Raw genomic sequence first — 13,586 nt, 5'->3', positions numbered from 1 at the left:
CATGGGTCCAGTTACATAGCGTTACAAATCGTAGCAGTAACGCGAACCATTCGCATGTGCCATTGCAGTCAGTTGAGCGTCGGGGCACGGCTCCGGTCAGGAAAACCTTGAAACACCGTACTGATACGGCGCATCCCCGCAGCACAGGGCATTACGTCAAGGAATCTGCAGGGCGAGGGCATCTAGCCTCTCCCAAGCCAATTCCGGCGTGAACGGTCCATCCGCATGCAGTTTCCACTTCACAGAGGGGACATCTCGACAGTCCCTGAATCCGCCAGCGGGTCCGCTGCCGGCCTGGATCCCCGCACCATCGGCAGGCTGGCCCGTCGTGCCATGGCCGACATGGGCGAAGGCATCGCTTACGGCGACAAGGTGGTGTTGCAGCCTCACGATGACGAACTGGCGGTGCTGCTGGGTCGGTCCGCCGCTGAATCCTGCCCGGGCAACCAGCGGCTGAACTGGAAATTGAATGCCCTGGTGAGTGCGAATGCCAGGTACTGCGCGGTCAAGATCGTCGGCTCCAATGCCTGCAACCACGCCCTGGGCCTGCCGCGTTCGCAGTCGCAACTGATCCTGTACGACAAACTGACCATGACCCCGCTGGCCCAGTTCGACGGCACGGCCGTGTCCGCCGGCAGGACGGGAGCTTACGCCTCGATCGCTGTCGACCTGCTGCTCGCCCACAGGGAGCGGTTGTCCATCTGCCTGTACGGCGCGGGGCCGATCGCCGATTGCGTAGTCGATGACCTCCACGCGCACCACGCCCATCGGATCAACCAGATCCACGTGTGCAGCCGCCGTCCGCCGAGCGCACAGGCTTTCGCTGCCGCAGCAGCAGCCCGCACCGGGCTGGATGTGCGTAGCGGCGACGATGATCCAGGGCACGTCGATCTGGTCATCACCGCCACCAACGCCGGAAGTCCCATCGTGCCCGTCGACCGGTTGCACCCGGACGTAGCCGTGCTGCACCTTGGCGGTGACGAGCTGCCGGTGTCCTTCATCGAAGCGGTGCTGGCGCGAGGCTCCGTGATCTGCGATGACGTGGCCAGCGTGTGCCATCGCAATTCGCAGAGCCTGCCGCTCTACTTCTCGCGGCAGAACCTGCGCCTGTCCGATCTCGGCGGCTTGTTCAGGATACGCAGCCTGCACGACCGCACGCTCGGCAACGGCGCCGTGTTGGCGCGGCCCGCGTTGATGACGTGCGTAGGGCTGCCCGTGCTGGATCTCTACCTTGCCCAGTGGCTGTACGAGCAGGGTGCCGCCGCCGCGGGTACGGCACATACCACGGCGCCGCCGCCGCCCCCCGGCCGTGCCTAATCGCGGTCGTCCCGCGTCCACACCGCGTCGTGTTCGCGTTTCACCGGGAACTTCGGCGCAGGGCTGTAGGCGGGTGCGCACAGGGCGCGCCCGTCGCGCACATCGAAGCGGGCGCCATGCAGGACGCATTCGATGCTGCCCTCTGCGGTATTGAACTCACCGGAGGACAGTTCGAACTCTTCATGGGTGCACTGGTCTTCCAGCGCATACAGCTCGCCGTCCAGGTTGAACACTACGATCGGCGTACCGGTGACCTCGTCGAACACGCTTTTCATCTCGCCCGGCAGCAGGTCGGTGCTGGCGCAGACGAAGGTCCAGGCAGTACTCATCGCGCCGGCTCCTGCAGGTGTTTTTCCAGGATCTCGAACTGCAGGTCATCGCGCTTGGGAATGCCAAACCGCTCGTCACCATACGGGAAGGGCTTCTTGATGCCGGTGCGGCGATAGCCACGGCGCTCGTAGAAGGCGATCAGCTCCTCGCGGATGTCGATCACGGTCATCAGCATGCTGGCCAGGCCCCATTCGCGCACGCCATGCGCCTCTGCTTCGGCAATGACCTGCTTGCCCAGGCCACTGCCCTGCTCGCTGGGCGCCACGGCGAACATGCCGAAGTAGCCATGCTCACCGCCGTCGGCGACGTGGGCGCAGGCCACCAGCCGACCCGCGCGTTCGGCGAGCAGGATGGTGGAGCGCGGGCGCGCGATGTCCGCCTGCAGCCCTTCGGCGTCGATGCGTGCCCCATCCAGCATGTCGGCTTCGGTGGTCCACCCGGCGCGGCTGGCATCACCGCGGTAGGCCGAGGTGACAAGTTCGATGAGGGCGGGGATGTCGGCCGGCGTGGCGGCACGGAAGGTCAGCGTGGTCATGCGTCCCAGTGTAAATCCGCCAGCGAGCCGGTAACAGACTGGGTTCATTCCAGTTGCTGGTACTCGGCGCGTTTGACCTCGAAGACTTCCACGCCATTGGTGATCCACGCGACGTCGGGATTGCCGGCCTTGTAGCTTCCGATGTCCGGCGCGCTGGGCGCTATGGGGCCCATGTCTCCGGTCGAGCTGTTGAACATGAAAGGGTGGTTGTGCAGGTGGGCATGATAGGTCCAGCCCTCCGCCTGCAGACGTGCCTGTTCGGCAAGCAGGCGCGGCGAAGGACTTACCCCGATCACGCCGTCTGGCTTGTCATCGAAATCGGCGATCATCACCTTGGCCATGCCCTGGCTGTGGACATAAGCAAGGAACTCCTGCGGGCTCTTCCTCAGGTCGACGAGCTGCAGAAACTCCCGGAACGCGACCTGGTCCATGCAGCTGGGCGCACGGAAGCGGCCGATCGCGCCGGACAGGATGCGTTCGTCATTGCGGATGGATTTCTCAAGTGACGGCCGCGATGCGCTGCCCGGTGGAGTCCGGGTCAAGGCGTCGCGCAGGATATCGTCGTGGTTCACAAGGATCTGCCTGGCATTCCACGGGGTATTGGCGCGGACCCAGTCCAGGTGCTCGCTCTCGCGCCGATCCGCTGCTGCCGGCCCCGGTGCGGAGGGAAAGGTGAAAAGCACCGTCCGACCCGCCGCGCGGGTCTGGAGCACCTTCCTCTGAAAGGACTGCTCACACGATGCGGCGAGTGCCGCCAAGGGCGACCACAGCAGTAGCAGCAGGGCAAGTGGACGGATCATCGTTACAACTCCCGGAACGCCGGATGGCCCGCACAGCATCCCGCCGTGCAGCGGTGAGCGCATCAGCCAAGCGCGCCAGGCCGGGGCGAGGGCTTCGGTGATGACGTTCGACGACGTGTCGGCCCGCGCTTTCCGCTGCCGCCCGATCAGCAGGGGCCACGCAGGCATTGGATTCCGACGGCCACGGCGGGCGTGGCGCTGTCTGCCTCAACCGAGCAGCTTGCGGACCTTGTTCAGGGCCATGATGAAGCGTTCGATTTCTTCGTGCGTGTTGTAGAACGCCAACGACGCGCGGCAGGTCGCGGCAACGCCGTAGTACTGCAGCAGCGGATGCGCGCAATGCTGGCCCGAACGGATCGCCACGCCTTCCAGGTCCAGCAGGGTGGCCAGGTCGTGGGCATGTGCACCGTCCACCAGGAAGGACACCACGGCCGCCTTGTCCGGAGCGGTACCAAAGATGCGCAGGCCGTCGACCTTCTGCAGTTCTTCGGTGAAATGTGCCAGCAGTTCGGCTTCGCGGGCTTCCACGTGGGCCAGGCCCAGCGATTCCAGGTAATCCACCGCCACGCCCAGCCCGATAAAGCCGGCGATGTTCGGCGTGCCGGCTTCGAACTTGTGCGGGGCATCGTTGAACACGGTGCCGTCGAAGCTGACTTCCTTGATCATCTCGCCGCCGCCGAGGAACGGCGGCATGGCATCCAGGTGCTCGCGGCGTGCCCACAGCGCGCCGGTGCCGGTCGGCCCGCACATCTTGTGGCCGGTGATGGCATAGAAATCACAGCCGATCGCGGCCACGTCGACCTTCCGGTGCGGCACCGCCTGCGAGCCGTCGACCACGGTGATGATGCCGCGCTTGCGGGCCTCGCGGCAGATCTCGCGCACCGGGTTGACCGTGCCCAGCACGTTGGAGACGTGCGCAACGGCCAACAGCTTGACCTCGGCGGTCATGGCGCGGCGCAGGGCGTCCAGGTCCAGCGATCCATCCGGGCTGATCTCCGCCACGCGCACGGTGGCGCCGGTGCGTTCGGCCACCAGCTGCCACGGCACGATGTTGGCGTGGTGCTCCATCCGCGACACCAGGATGACATCGCCGGCCTTCAGCCGCGGCAGCGCCCAGGAATACGCCACCAGGTTCAGTGCGAAGGTGGTGCCGCTGCACAGCACCAGCTCGCTGGCGCGCACGTTGAGGAAGCGCGCCAGCTTGTTGCGCGCGCCTTCGTAGGCATCGGTGGCCTCGGTGCCCAGTGCATGCACCGCACGGCTGACGTTGGCGTTGTAGCGGCGGTAGAACTCGTCCACCGCGCCGATCACCTGCACCGGCTTCTGGCCGGTGTTGGCGTTGTCGAAGTAGACCAGCGGCTTGCCGTGCACCTCGCGCATCAGCAGCGGGAAGTCCTGCCGCACGCGGTCCCAGTCCGGGGCGGCGCCGGTTTCGGCCTGCGGGCGCGGCGTGGACAGGTTCATGCCACGCCTGCCTCGGACAGGGCGCGGTCCAGCCGGCGGCCCAGCTGCTCGCGCAGCGCGTCCGGGAGGATCTTCAGCGGCTCATGGCAGAACGCAGCGCTCAACAGGGCCTGTGCCTGCTCCTGCGGCAACCCGCGCGAGCGCAGGTAGAACAGCGCATTGGGATCGAGCTGGCCGACGGTGGCGCCGTGCGCGGCCTTGACCTCTTCGGCGTCGATCACCAGCGTGGGCTGGGTATCGATCTCGGCATCGGCCGACAGCAGCAGGTTCTTGTTGGACAGGTTGGCGTCGGTGCCGTCGGCCCCTTCGCGGATATGGATGCCACCGTGGAAGACCACGCGGCTGCGGTTGGCGGCTATGCCGCGCCACAGCAGCTCGCAGCGGGTGTCACGCGCGATGTGCTCGATGCCCAGGCGGGTGTCCACGTGGCGGCGGCCGGTGCCCAGCAGCACGCCATTGGCGGTCAGCTGTGCGTTGTCGCCTTCCAGTCGTACGTTGAGCTCGTGGCGGCTGAGCGCGGCGCCCAGCTCCAGGTCCACGCGGTGGTACTGCGCATCGCGCGCCAGCACTGCATCGGTGCGCAGGAAGCTGGTCTGGCGGGTGCTGCCGGCCTGCAGGCGGGCGTGCTTGAGCACCGCCTCGCGCGCAAGGTGGACATGCACCACGCTGTTGTCCAGGTGGGCGGCATCGCCGGCCTGCAGGTGGTGTTCGACGATGCCCAGGCTGGCCCCGGCACGGAGCTCGATCAGCGAGCGATGGTGCCAGGCCAGGTCGCTGCCGGTGGCCACGCTGGCGAACACCAGCTGCAGCGGCACGTCCACCTGCACGCCTTCGTCCACGCGCAGCACCACGCCTTCATCGGCCAGTGCGGCGTTGAGGCGGGCGAAGATCTCATCGCTGCGCTCATAGCGGCGGGCCAGCACGCGCGCGCCTGCTTCGTCGGCGGCCAACGCGGCCGACAGCGGTTCCAGCTGCACGCCGGCCGGCAGGCCGTGGGTGTCGCTCAGGCCATCGTGCAGGCGACCGTTGACGAACACCAGGCGCGGGGCGGGAATGTCATCGAGCAGGGCGACATCCAGCGCCGGCGGGGCCAGCGGAGCGGCGGCGAAGCTGCGACGTTCCAGCTGGCGCAGCGAGGTGTACTTCCACGCTTCGCTGCGTGGGCCTGGCAGGCCGTCGCGCAGCGCGGCGTCCAGCACGTCGCGGCGCGTGTCGCTGCCGCAGAACGTGGTGGCCAATGAATCCAGCAATGCGCTCATCAGACCGCTGCCTCCGGCACCACGCGGTTTTTCAGGAAATCATAACCGTGCTCTTCCAGCTGCAGCGCCAGCTCTGGTCCACCGGACTGCACGATGCGGCCGTCGGCCAGTACGTGCACGAAATCCGGCTTGATGTAGTCCAGCAGGCGCTGGTAATGGGTGATGACCAGGAACGAGCGTTCCGGGCTGCGCAGTGCGTTGACGCCGTCGGCCACGCTCTTCAGTGCATCGATGTCCAGGCCGGAATCGGTCTCGTCCAGGATCGCCAGCTTGGGTTCCAGCACGGCCAGCTGGAAGATCTCGTTGCGCTTCTTCTCACCGCCGGAGAACCCTTCGTTGACGCCACGATGCAGCAGTTCGTCCTTCAGGTGCAGCACGGCCAGCTTCTGCCGCACCAGCTTCAGGAACTGCATCGAATCCAGTTCCTCCTGGCCGCGCGCCTTGCGCTGTGCGTTCAGCGCGGCACGCAGGAAATAGGTGTTGTTGACGCCGGGGATTTCCACCGGGTACTGGAAGGCCAGGAACAGGCCAGCGGCCGCGCGTTCTTCCGGCGACAACTGCAGCAGGTCGGCGTCTTCGAACTGCACGCTGCCTTCGCTCACGTCGTAGCCTTCACGGCCGGACAGCACGTTGCCCAGCGTGGACTTGCCGGCACCGTTGGGGCCCATGATGGCGTGCACCTGGCCGGGCTTCACGTCCAGCGACAGGCCCTTGAGGATTTCCTTGTCGCCGATGCGTGCGTGGAGGTTGTCGATCTTCAGCATGGTGGGGGGTTCCGTGGTGCGGGCCCGGGGCCCGCCAATGATGTGTTGGTTCGAATGCAGTACGCGGGGGCAGGGTGGGCCTCAGCCCACCGAGCCTTCCAGCGAGACGTCGAGCAGCTTCTTGGCTTCCACCGCGAATTCCATCGGCAGTTCGCGGAAGACCTGCTTGCAGAAGCCGTCCACGATCAACGACACCGCGTCTTCCTGGCTGATGCCACGCGCGCGGCAGTAGAACAGCTGGTCGTCGGAGATCTTCGAGGTGGTCGCTTCGTGTTCCACCGTCGCGCCGGGGTTCTTGACCTCGATGTACGGGAAGGTGTGCGCACCGCACTTCTTGCCGATCAGCAGCGAATCGCACTGGGTGTAGTTGCGCGCGCCTTCGGCGCCGCGTTCGATCTTCACCAGGCCACGGTAGGTGTTCTGGCCGCGGCCGGCGCTGATGCCCTTGCTGATGATCTTGCTCTTGGTGCGCTTGCCGACGTGGATCATCTTGGTGCCGGTGTCGGCCTGCTGGCGGTGATGGGTCAACGCCACCGAGTGGAACTCGCCCACCGAATCGTCGCCCAGCAGGACGCAGGACGGGTACTTCCAGGTGATCGCCGAACCGGTCTCCACCTGGGTCCAGGTGACCTTGCTGCGCGCGCCACGGCATTCGGCACGCTTGGTGACGAAGTTGTAGATGCCACCGACGCCGTTCTCATCGCCCGGGTACCAGTTCTGCACCGTCGAATACTTGATTTCCGCATCTTCCAGCGTGACCAGTTCCACCACGGCGGCATGCAGCTGGTTCTCATCGCGCATCGGCGCGGTGCAGCCTTCCAGATAGGAAACGTACGCCTTGTCTTCGCAGATGATCAGCGTGCGTTCGAACTGTCCGGTATGCCCGGCGTTGATGCGGAAATAGGTGCTCAGTTCCATCGGGCAGCGCACGCCCTTGGGGATGAACACGAAGCTGCCATCGGAGAACACCGCCGAATTGAGCGCGGCAAAGTAGTTGTCGCCCACCGGCACCACGGTGCCCAGGTACTGCCTGACCAGTTCCGGGTGCTCCTTGATCGCTTCGGACATGGAGCAGAAGATCACGCCCTTCTCGGCCAGCTCCTTGCGGAAGGTGGTGCCGACGGAGACCGAATCGAACACCGCATCCACGGCCACGCCGGCCAGTTTGGCGCGCTCGTGCAGCGGTACGCCCAGCTTGTCGTAGGTATCCAGCAGTTCCTTGGGCACGTCGTCCAGCGAGGCGTACTTCGGACCCTTCGGCGCGGAGTAGTAACTCAGGCCCTGCAGGTCGATCGGTGCGATCTTCAGCTTGGCCCAGTCCGGCATCGCCATGGTGAGGAAATGGCGGTACGCCTGCAGGCGCCACTCGGTCATCCACTCGGGCTCGTCCTTCTTGGCCGACAGGGCGCGGATGGTGTCCTCGTCCAGGCCCGGCGGCAGGGAATCCGATTCGATGTCCGTGATGAAGCCGGCCGAATACTTGCGGCCAAGCTGCTCGTGGATCTCGCGGTTGGGGGTGTCGTCGTTGACGACGGTATCGATGATGTCGGTGGCCATGGGGGCTGCCTGTGGATCAGGAGACGACAGCGGCCGCGATGGCGCGGCGCTGGGAGTCGTCAACAAGGGGAAGGGGGGAGAGGATCTGGGCGAGGGTGACCGCACGCAGTGCCTCGGACACCACGTCGTTGATCAGCCGCCAACTGCTGCGTGCACCGCACTTGGGCGCCATGTTGCACTGGTGGTTGTCATGGCTGCATTCGGTCAGCGCCAGCGGACCTTCCATGGCCTCGACCACCTCGAACAGCGAGATTTCGCCGGGCGCGCGGGTCAGCCGGTAGCCGCCGCGGACGCCGCGCAGGCCTTCGACCAGCCCGGCCTGCGCCAGCGGCTTGAGCACCTTGCTGACGGTGGGCGGTTCCAGGCCGGTGAACTCGGCCAGCTCGGTCGCACTGAGCACCTCGGCCGGGCGAGCGGCGAGCACGGTCAGTACCACGGTGGCGTAATCGGTGAGCTTGGTGACGCGGAGCATGGGGGTCTGCAGCTGGATTGCAAAGCGGACCGAAATTGTACGCTTTTATGCGCCCGCGTCCAAGCCGGACCTGTCCGGGGCGCCGACCCGTGGGGGGCGCGGCGAGCGCGCAATGGTGCGGCTTGGCCATGATTTTGGCAATCACGAAGATTAAGGGAGAATCAACGCTCCTCTTTCCAGAACGCCCCTGCGCCCATGCCGAAGAAGATCAAAGCCCGCAAATCCGCCATCCACGGCAACGGCGTGTTCGCCATCGCAGCCCTGAAGAAGGGTGAGCGGGTGATCCAGTACAAGGGCCTGCTGCGCAGCCATGCCGACGTCGACGCCGATGACAGCGGCGACGTGGAGAGTGGCCACACCTTCCTGTTCACCCTGAACGACGACTATGTGATCGATGCCAACTACAAGGGCAACGAAGCGCGCTGGATGAACCACAGCTGCGAGCCCAACTGCGAGGCGCTTATCGAAGAAAGCGAGGACGGCAACCCGCGCGAGGACAAGGTGTTCATTGAAACGCTGCGCGATATCGCGCCCGGCGAGGAGCTGGTCTACAACTACGGCATCACGCTGGCCGAGCGCCACACCGCCCGTCTGAAGAAGGTCTGGGAGTGCCGCTGCGGTTCGAAGAAATGCACCGGGACCATGCTGCAGCCCAAGCGCTGAGTTGCACGCGCTGTCCACATCGGTATCACCGCCGGAACATGGACAAGCGGTGATGCTGGGTGTTCCTTTACCAATCGGAGCATCCCCATGGCACAGCGTCTTGAAGGCAAGAAGATCGCCATCCTCGCCACCCACGGTTTCGAGCAGTCCGAACTGACCGATCCGAAGAAACTGCTCGAAGGCTGGGGCGCGACCACCCGCGTGGTCTCCCCGGCGAAGGAAGGCAGCATCAAGGGCTGGAAGGAGAAAGACTGGGGCGAGGAAGTAACCGTCGACCAGCCGCTGGCGGACGCCAACGCGGATGATTTCGATGCGCTGTTGCTGCCCGGCGGGCAGATGAACCCCGATACCCTGCGCATCGATGCATCCGCGCTGGCCTTCATCGAAGCCTTCGGCAAGGCCGGCAAGCCGGTCGCGGCGATCTGCCACGGCCCGTGGCTGTTGATCGATACGGGCCTGGCCAAGGGCCGGCAGGTGACGTCCTGGCCATCGGTGCGCCGGGATCTTGAAAATGCCGGTGCGCAGTGGCGCGATGAGGAAGCGGTGGTTGACGGCACCCTCATCACCAGCCGCAAGCCCGACGACATCCCGGCCTTCAGCGAAGCACTGGCCAAGGCCCTGGAAGCCTGACACCGGCGACCATCCGCGGCCGGATAACCGGCCGTCGGGTAGCGCCGGGGAATGCTCGGCGTTACCCCTGCCGCAGCCGGATACCCGGCCCCATCAGTTACCCAGCAACCCCGGCGGCACCATCGTGCCGAGATCCTGGTTGAAGGTGACCTGCAGGCGGCCGTTTTTCACCTGCGCCGACTGCACCTGCAGCGTGCCCAGCAGGCCCGCCACGGCCGGGTCGATGCGGTAGATCGGCTCGCGCTGCGCGTAATCGCCCAGCCATGCATTGAGCAGCGATTTGGTACGCGAATCCAGGCGTGCGCCCTGCTGTGCCGGTACGAAGTCTTCCATCGTCGGCTGCTGCAGGTGGAAGCCCTGGGTCTGCTGGTCGTAGCGCAGGCCACTGCTCAACTTCACCGTGCCCAGCTTGGCCGGCGCGCCTCCGGCGGTCGCCAAGGCGATATCCATGCCCAGGTTCAGGCGTTCGCCGGCCGGCAGGGTCAGCTGCGGGTGGCTCATGGTCAGGGCGATCAATCCGCCCAGCGCATCCTGGGTGCGTGGGAAGCTGCCTTCCAGGTACTGCTGCACATCGCCGGCACCCACCGACAATTGGCGACCCTCGATGGACGGCGCGGCCTGTGCGCCAATGGCGGCGGCCACCAGCACCGTGGCGGCGCCCAATCGGGTGAAGAACGGACGAAGACGCATGGTCGTGACCATCTGAAGTAAGGACATGCAGAAGATAGCCGGTTGCACTGAACCGCGCGTGCATGGTGGTGGACCGGTCAGTCCAGCACCGGCTGCAGGTTGGCTGACTGGATCAGCCAGGCACTGCGCTGCGGATCGGGCACAAGCCGGTACCAGCCGTCGTAGCGCAGGGTGGTGGTGGCGGTAGTGACGCGTATCCGCACAGGCACTTCGATGAGATGGGTGGGCTGCTGCCGGTCACGCGGCACGGGCGCGTCGGTGTTGATTTTCAGATCGCGCACCTCGCGCAGTCCGCGCAATGCGGCATCGTCGGCACGGCCCGGCGGCGGGGCGATCATCCAGTTGGCATCGGCCTTGTCGAACTCGCGGCGCAGCAGGTGGACGGCATAGGTGCGCACCACTGCACCCGGATCCGGCGCGTCTGCGGCGACTGCCGCCAGCAGCGGCAGCGCGTCGGCGCCATCGGCAGTGGAATCGGCCACACGCGTCGGGGCGGCCGCAGGTGGCTCGGCCACCGAACCGTCTGCTGCGGGCGGGACATCCGGCACGCGCTGGCACCCACCCAGCAGCATCAGCATCGGGAACAACCAGCAGGCAACGCGCATCGGTCGCACTCGTCGGGACAGAAGCCCTGAGTGTAGCCACGGCATGGAGGCGGAGACCATCAGGCTCCCTGCCAGAAGCCGCCGACCATGGGTCGGCGCTACCAGATGGCCACCATTGACCCTGTCGAAGGTGGGGCGGGGTGGGTTGGCGGGAACGCTCATCCGCATGGGTCCGGCGCATGCGCCGGACGGGCTGGGCAGGAGCCCAGCGCGGGTCTTGCCGCCTGTGCAGGACTGCACCGGCGAGCAAGCGGATGGCGAGCCTCCATGCGCGGATTCACGGCGATTCCCGCCAACCCGCCCCGTCACGCCCACAAACAACCCTGCAGCTGTTGCCGTTGCCAAAACACCTCACGCCGCGCCGTGCAGGCTATCCAAGGCGTCCAGCGCCGTGTTGAGCTTCACCGCGTGGGCGGCCAGCGGATGGTTGGGTTCGTCGGCGTGGCGCTGCACGACATCGCGCAGGATCTGTGCGGCGATCAACACCGCCGCACGTTCGTCGCCACTGAAGCCAGCCAGCCGCGGAGCACCTTCGAGCAGGCGCATCCAGTCACGCTGTGCGCGATGCTCCACTTCGATGGTACAGCGGCCGCTGCACGGCAAGCCGTCTTTTTCGATCGGCGTGACGGTGAGGCGGTAGCGGGTGGAAGGGCTGGCCATGGCGGGCGTCCATTGGGGGATGCATCCACCATAGGGCTGCCACGCAGGGACTACGACCAGGCCGGCTGCACGCAGTGTTCCATTGTCCCGCAGGTGGGCCGCTGCAACCGGCTGTGGCGCGTTGCAGGGCAGCGCCTGACGCGCGGCTGCGCGATATCGGCTGGCAACGGCACACTGTGTTGCGGCCCGCACGCGAGGCCGCAAAAACGAACGGGACGGCCATCAGCCGTCCCGTTCGCGATGTGAAACCCGGTATGCCTACGCGATCAGAGCGCGGCGTCCTTGAGCTTCTTCAGCGGGCGCACCTTGAGCTTGGTGGTGGCCGGCTTGGCGGCGAACCACTGCTCTTCCTTGGTGAAGGGGTTGATGCCCTTGCGCTTCGGCTTGGCGGCGACGCTGACGGTGGTGATCTTCAGCAGGCCCGGCAGGGTGAAGCTGCCCGCGCCCTTCTTGTGCACCGAAGAGGCAACGGCGGTTTCCAGCGAGGCCAGTACCGCGCGCACGTCCTTGGCGACCACGCCGGACGCTTCAGCGATGTGTGCAACCAGGCCGGACTTGGTCAGCACGTCCTTGATCGGCTTCGGCGCGGCCGGCTTGGCGGCTGCCTTGGTAGCGACTTTCTTTACTGCCTTCTTCGGGGCAGCCTTCTTAGCGGTCTTTGCCATGGTTTCCTGTTCCGTGAACGGTTGGTTGTTTGGTCGTGCCGACCCCGTCGGCAAGCGCAATGTAGGGCAACTACACCGCGCCGCCAATAGGTTATACGCGGAAAAGCCTGCTTTTTTCGCTGTCACTCGACCTTTGTCGGGGGCTTGGCGCCCAGCTCGGCCACGCTCGTTGCACTGAAGCCGTGGAATTGGAAGGGAAAAATCCGCTTTTCCGCCCGCGCCGGGGAATGCGCGAGCGGATGCTGGCCGTTCGTCGGAACGGCGTGCGCCATCGCGTCGCAGCAGAGCGACGCGACGCTAACGCGGGCCTGCGTACGGTAAGTCCCGAACTCAACCGAAGGAGCTGCACAATGGGTATTTCACGCCGCGCCAGCGCGCACTGGGAAGGTGACCTGAAGACCGGCAAGGGACAGTTGAGCACGCCGCAGAGCGGCCTGCTGGACAACACCCGCTACGCCTTCAGCAGCCGCTTCGGTGATGAGAAGGGCACCAACCCGGAAGAACTGATCGCCGCCGCGCACGCCGGCTGCTTCACCATGGCGCTGTCGGCCAAGCTGACCGAAGCCGGCTTCCCGCCGGAGGCGTTGGACACCGAAGCGCAGGTCGACCTGTCGATGGAAGGCGGCCCGCAGCTTTCGCAGATCACGCTGAAGGTCAAGGCCAAGGTGCCGGGAATCGAGGCGGAGAAGTTCCGCGCCATCGCCGACGATGCCAAGCAGAACTGCCCGGTGTCCAAGGCACTCAGCGCGGTACCGGTAACACTGGAAGCCACCCTGCTCTGACGTAGCAGACGCGGTAGGGACGGCCGCTGGCCGTCCCGTTTCCGCCTGTCGATCGCCTGTTTCCGCCTACCAATCGATCGTGCCGCGGATGACCGTCTGTATCTGGCCACCGGACCACACTTCGCCTTCTGCATCCACATGCAGGTGCAGGCGTGCATCATGGCCGACCTCGCGGCCCTGGCTGACCACATAGTCACGACGTCCGCCGGGCAGTGCACCACGCTCGTCCAGCCATGCCGCCAGCACCGCGTTGGCCGCACCGGAGGCGGCATCCTCGAAGCGCCTGCCGTTGCCGACGAAGGCACGCACGGCCAAATCCCAGGGCTGTCCGCTGCAGCGCGCATACGCGAACACGCCCATGCTGTCAGTGGACCTGGCTCTTATACACAACTC

The 13,586-nt window shown here is 66.0% G+C and carries 17 protein-coding genes; 4 read left to right on the top strand and 13 right to left on the bottom strand.

The window, feature by feature from the left end:
- Positions 1–225: 225 nt before the first annotated feature.
- Positions 226–1,317, top strand: coding sequence for an ornithine cyclodeaminase (locus tag CXG43_RS15895; RefSeq protein ID WP_101100797.1), 1,092 nt, complete (start codon positions 226–228; stop codon positions 1,315–1,317).
- On the opposite strand, the gene CXG43_RS15890 is transcribed toward CXG43_RS15895, so the two are convergent.
- The 8 genes from CXG43_RS15890 to CXG43_RS15855 form a co-directional block, all read right to left on the bottom strand.
- Positions 1,314–1,646: a non-heme iron oxygenase ferredoxin subunit gene (locus tag CXG43_RS15890; RefSeq protein ID WP_101100796.1), complete on the bottom strand. Its 333-nt coding sequence runs from the start codon at positions 1,644–1,646 to the stop codon at positions 1,314–1,316. The genes CXG43_RS15895 and CXG43_RS15890 overlap by 4 nt on opposite strands.
- Positions 1,643–2,182 carry a GNAT family N-acetyltransferase gene (locus CXG43_RS15885; protein ID WP_101100795.1) on the bottom strand — a complete coding sequence of 180 codons (540 nt, stop codon included), beginning with the start codon at positions 2,180–2,182 and terminating at the stop codon, positions 1,643–1,645. Before CXG43_RS15885 ends, CXG43_RS15890 begins: the two co-directional genes overlap by 4 nt.
- A 44-nt stretch (positions 2,183–2,226) precedes the next feature.
- A complete protein-coding gene (locus tag CXG43_RS15880) occupies positions 2,227–3,150 on the bottom strand; it encodes a hypothetical protein (protein ID WP_157825127.1) in 924 nt (307 codons plus the stop codon).
- Between the two features lie 39 nt (positions 3,151–3,189).
- Positions 3,190–4,446, bottom strand: coding sequence for a cysteine desulfurase (locus CXG43_RS15875; RefSeq protein WP_101100793.1), 1,257 nt, complete (start codon positions 4,444–4,446; stop codon positions 3,190–3,192).
- Positions 4,443–5,705: a Fe-S cluster assembly protein SufD gene (gene sufD, locus CXG43_RS15870; protein WP_101100792.1), complete on the bottom strand. Its 1,263-nt coding sequence runs from the start codon at positions 5,703–5,705 to the stop codon at positions 4,443–4,445. Before sufD ends, CXG43_RS15875 begins: the two co-directional genes overlap by 4 nt.
- A complete protein-coding gene (gene sufC / locus CXG43_RS15865; RefSeq protein WP_101100791.1) occupies positions 5,705–6,469 on the bottom strand; it encodes a Fe-S cluster assembly ATPase SufC in 765 nt (254 codons plus the stop codon). Before sufC ends, sufD begins: the two co-directional genes overlap by 1 nt.
- 81 nt (positions 6,470–6,550) lie before the next feature.
- Positions 6,551–8,026 carry a Fe-S cluster assembly protein SufB gene (gene sufB, locus CXG43_RS15860; RefSeq protein WP_101100790.1) on the bottom strand — a complete coding sequence of 492 codons (1,476 nt, stop codon included), beginning with the start codon at positions 8,024–8,026 and terminating at the stop codon, positions 6,551–6,553.
- Positions 8,027–8,042: 16 nt separating this feature from the next.
- Positions 8,043–8,498 (bottom strand): SUF system Fe-S cluster assembly regulator, encoded by a 456-nt coding sequence (locus CXG43_RS15855; RefSeq protein WP_042615235.1) that lies wholly within the window; start codon positions 8,496–8,498, stop codon positions 8,043–8,045.
- Positions 8,499–8,693: 195 nt separating this feature from the next.
- Here CXG43_RS15855 and CXG43_RS15850 point away from each other — a divergent pair, with 195 nt between their 5' ends.
- Both CXG43_RS15850 and CXG43_RS15845 read left to right on the top strand, forming a co-directional pair.
- Positions 8,694–9,161 (top strand): SET domain-containing protein-lysine N-methyltransferase, encoded by a 468-nt coding sequence (locus CXG43_RS15850; RefSeq protein ID WP_101100789.1) that lies wholly within the window; start codon positions 8,694–8,696, stop codon positions 9,159–9,161.
- Between the two features lie 87 nt (positions 9,162–9,248).
- Positions 9,249–9,791: a type 1 glutamine amidotransferase domain-containing protein gene (locus CXG43_RS15845; protein ID WP_101100788.1), complete on the top strand. Its 543-nt coding sequence runs from the start codon at positions 9,249–9,251 to the stop codon at positions 9,789–9,791.
- Positions 9,792–9,884: 93 nt separating this feature from the next.
- Here the strand turns inward: CXG43_RS15845 and CXG43_RS15840 are convergent, their stop codons facing one another.
- The 4 genes from CXG43_RS15840 to CXG43_RS15825 all read right to left on the bottom strand — a co-directional run bounded on the left by CXG43_RS15840 (position 9,885) and on the right by CXG43_RS15825 (position 12,411).
- Positions 9,885–10,481: a DUF1439 domain-containing protein gene (locus CXG43_RS15840; RefSeq protein ID WP_101100942.1), complete on the bottom strand. Its 597-nt coding sequence runs from the start codon at positions 10,479–10,481 to the stop codon at positions 9,885–9,887.
- 77 nt (positions 10,482–10,558) lie between these two features.
- Entirely contained in the window at positions 10,559–11,086 is a 528-nt protein-coding gene (locus CXG43_RS15835; RefSeq protein ID WP_101100787.1) for a hypothetical protein, read from the bottom strand.
- Between the two features lie 351 nt (positions 11,087–11,437).
- Positions 11,438–11,746 carry a DUF3861 family protein gene (locus tag CXG43_RS15830; RefSeq protein ID WP_101100786.1) on the bottom strand — a complete coding sequence of 103 codons (309 nt, stop codon included), beginning with the start codon at positions 11,744–11,746 and terminating at the stop codon, positions 11,438–11,440.
- 266 nt (positions 11,747–12,012) lie between these two features.
- Positions 12,013–12,411 carry an HU family DNA-binding protein gene (locus CXG43_RS15825; RefSeq protein ID WP_042612716.1) on the bottom strand — a complete coding sequence of 133 codons (399 nt, stop codon included), beginning with the start codon at positions 12,409–12,411 and terminating at the stop codon, positions 12,013–12,015.
- A 350-nt stretch (positions 12,412–12,761) separates the two neighbouring features.
- On the opposite strand from CXG43_RS15825, the gene CXG43_RS15820 reads away from it, so the two are divergent.
- Positions 12,762–13,193: an OsmC family protein gene (locus tag CXG43_RS15820; protein ID WP_101100785.1), complete on the top strand. Its 432-nt coding sequence runs from the start codon at positions 12,762–12,764 to the stop codon at positions 13,191–13,193.
- A gap of 66 nt (positions 13,194–13,259) precedes the next feature.
- Here the strand turns inward: CXG43_RS15820 and CXG43_RS15815 are convergent.
- The coding region (locus CXG43_RS15815; protein WP_198552986.1) for a PhzF family phenazine biosynthesis protein at positions 13,260–13,586 on the bottom strand (327 nt) is incomplete at its 5' end.

The organism is Stenotrophomonas sp. Bg11-02 (assembly GCF_002836635.1).
Lineage (GTDB): Bacteria > Pseudomonadota > Gammaproteobacteria > Xanthomonadales > Xanthomonadaceae > Stenotrophomonas > Stenotrophomonas lacuserhaii.
Note: the sequence above shows the minus strand (reverse complement) of the source record. Positions and strands in the feature narration are given on the sequence as shown.

Coding starts and splice junctions, on each gene's coding strand:
- CXG43_RS15895 (WP_101100797.1), top strand. CDS start 226: ATGCAGTTTCCACTTCACAGAGGGGACATCTCGACAGTCCCTGAATCC.
- CXG43_RS15890 (WP_101100796.1), bottom strand. CDS start 1,646: ATGAGTACTGCCTGGACCTTCGTCTGCGCCAGCACCGACCTGCTGCCG.
- CXG43_RS15885 (WP_101100795.1), bottom strand. CDS start 2,182: ATGACCACGCTGACCTTCCGTGCCGCCACGCCGGCCGACATCCCCGCC.
- CXG43_RS15880 (WP_157825127.1), bottom strand. CDS start 3,150: ATGCCTGCGTGGCCCCTGCTGATCGGGCGGCAGCGGAAAGCGCGGGCC.
- CXG43_RS15875 (WP_101100793.1), bottom strand. CDS start 4,446: ATGAACCTGTCCACGCCGCGCCCGCAGGCCGAAACCGGCGCCGCCCCG.
- sufD (WP_101100792.1), bottom strand. CDS start 5,705: ATGAGCGCATTGCTGGATTCATTGGCCACCACGTTCTGCGGCAGCGAC.
- sufC (WP_101100791.1), bottom strand. CDS start 6,469: ATGCTGAAGATCGACAACCTCCACGCACGCATCGGCGACAAGGAAATC.
- sufB (WP_101100790.1), bottom strand. CDS start 8,026: ATGGCCACCGACATCATCGATACCGTCGTCAACGACGACACCCCCAAC.
- CXG43_RS15855 (WP_042615235.1), bottom strand. CDS start 8,498: ATGCTCCGCGTCACCAAGCTCACCGATTACGCCACCGTGGTACTGACC.
- CXG43_RS15850 (WP_101100789.1), top strand. CDS start 8,694: ATGCCGAAGAAGATCAAAGCCCGCAAATCCGCCATCCACGGCAACGGC.
- CXG43_RS15845 (WP_101100788.1), top strand. CDS start 9,249: ATGGCACAGCGTCTTGAAGGCAAGAAGATCGCCATCCTCGCCACCCAC.
- CXG43_RS15840 (WP_101100942.1), bottom strand. CDS start 10,481: ATGCGTCTTCGTCCGTTCTTCACCCGATTGGGCGCCGCCACGGTGCTG.
- CXG43_RS15835 (WP_101100787.1), bottom strand. CDS start 11,086: ATGCGCGTTGCCTGCTGGTTGTTCCCGATGCTGATGCTGCTGGGTGGG.
- CXG43_RS15830 (WP_101100786.1), bottom strand. CDS start 11,746: ATGGCCAGCCCTTCCACCCGCTACCGCCTCACCGTCACGCCGATCGAA.
- CXG43_RS15825 (WP_042612716.1), bottom strand. CDS start 12,411: ATGGCAAAGACCGCTAAGAAGGCTGCCCCGAAGAAGGCAGTAAAGAAA.
- CXG43_RS15820 (WP_101100785.1), top strand. CDS start 12,762: ATGGGTATTTCACGCCGCGCCAGCGCGCACTGGGAAGGTGACCTGAAG.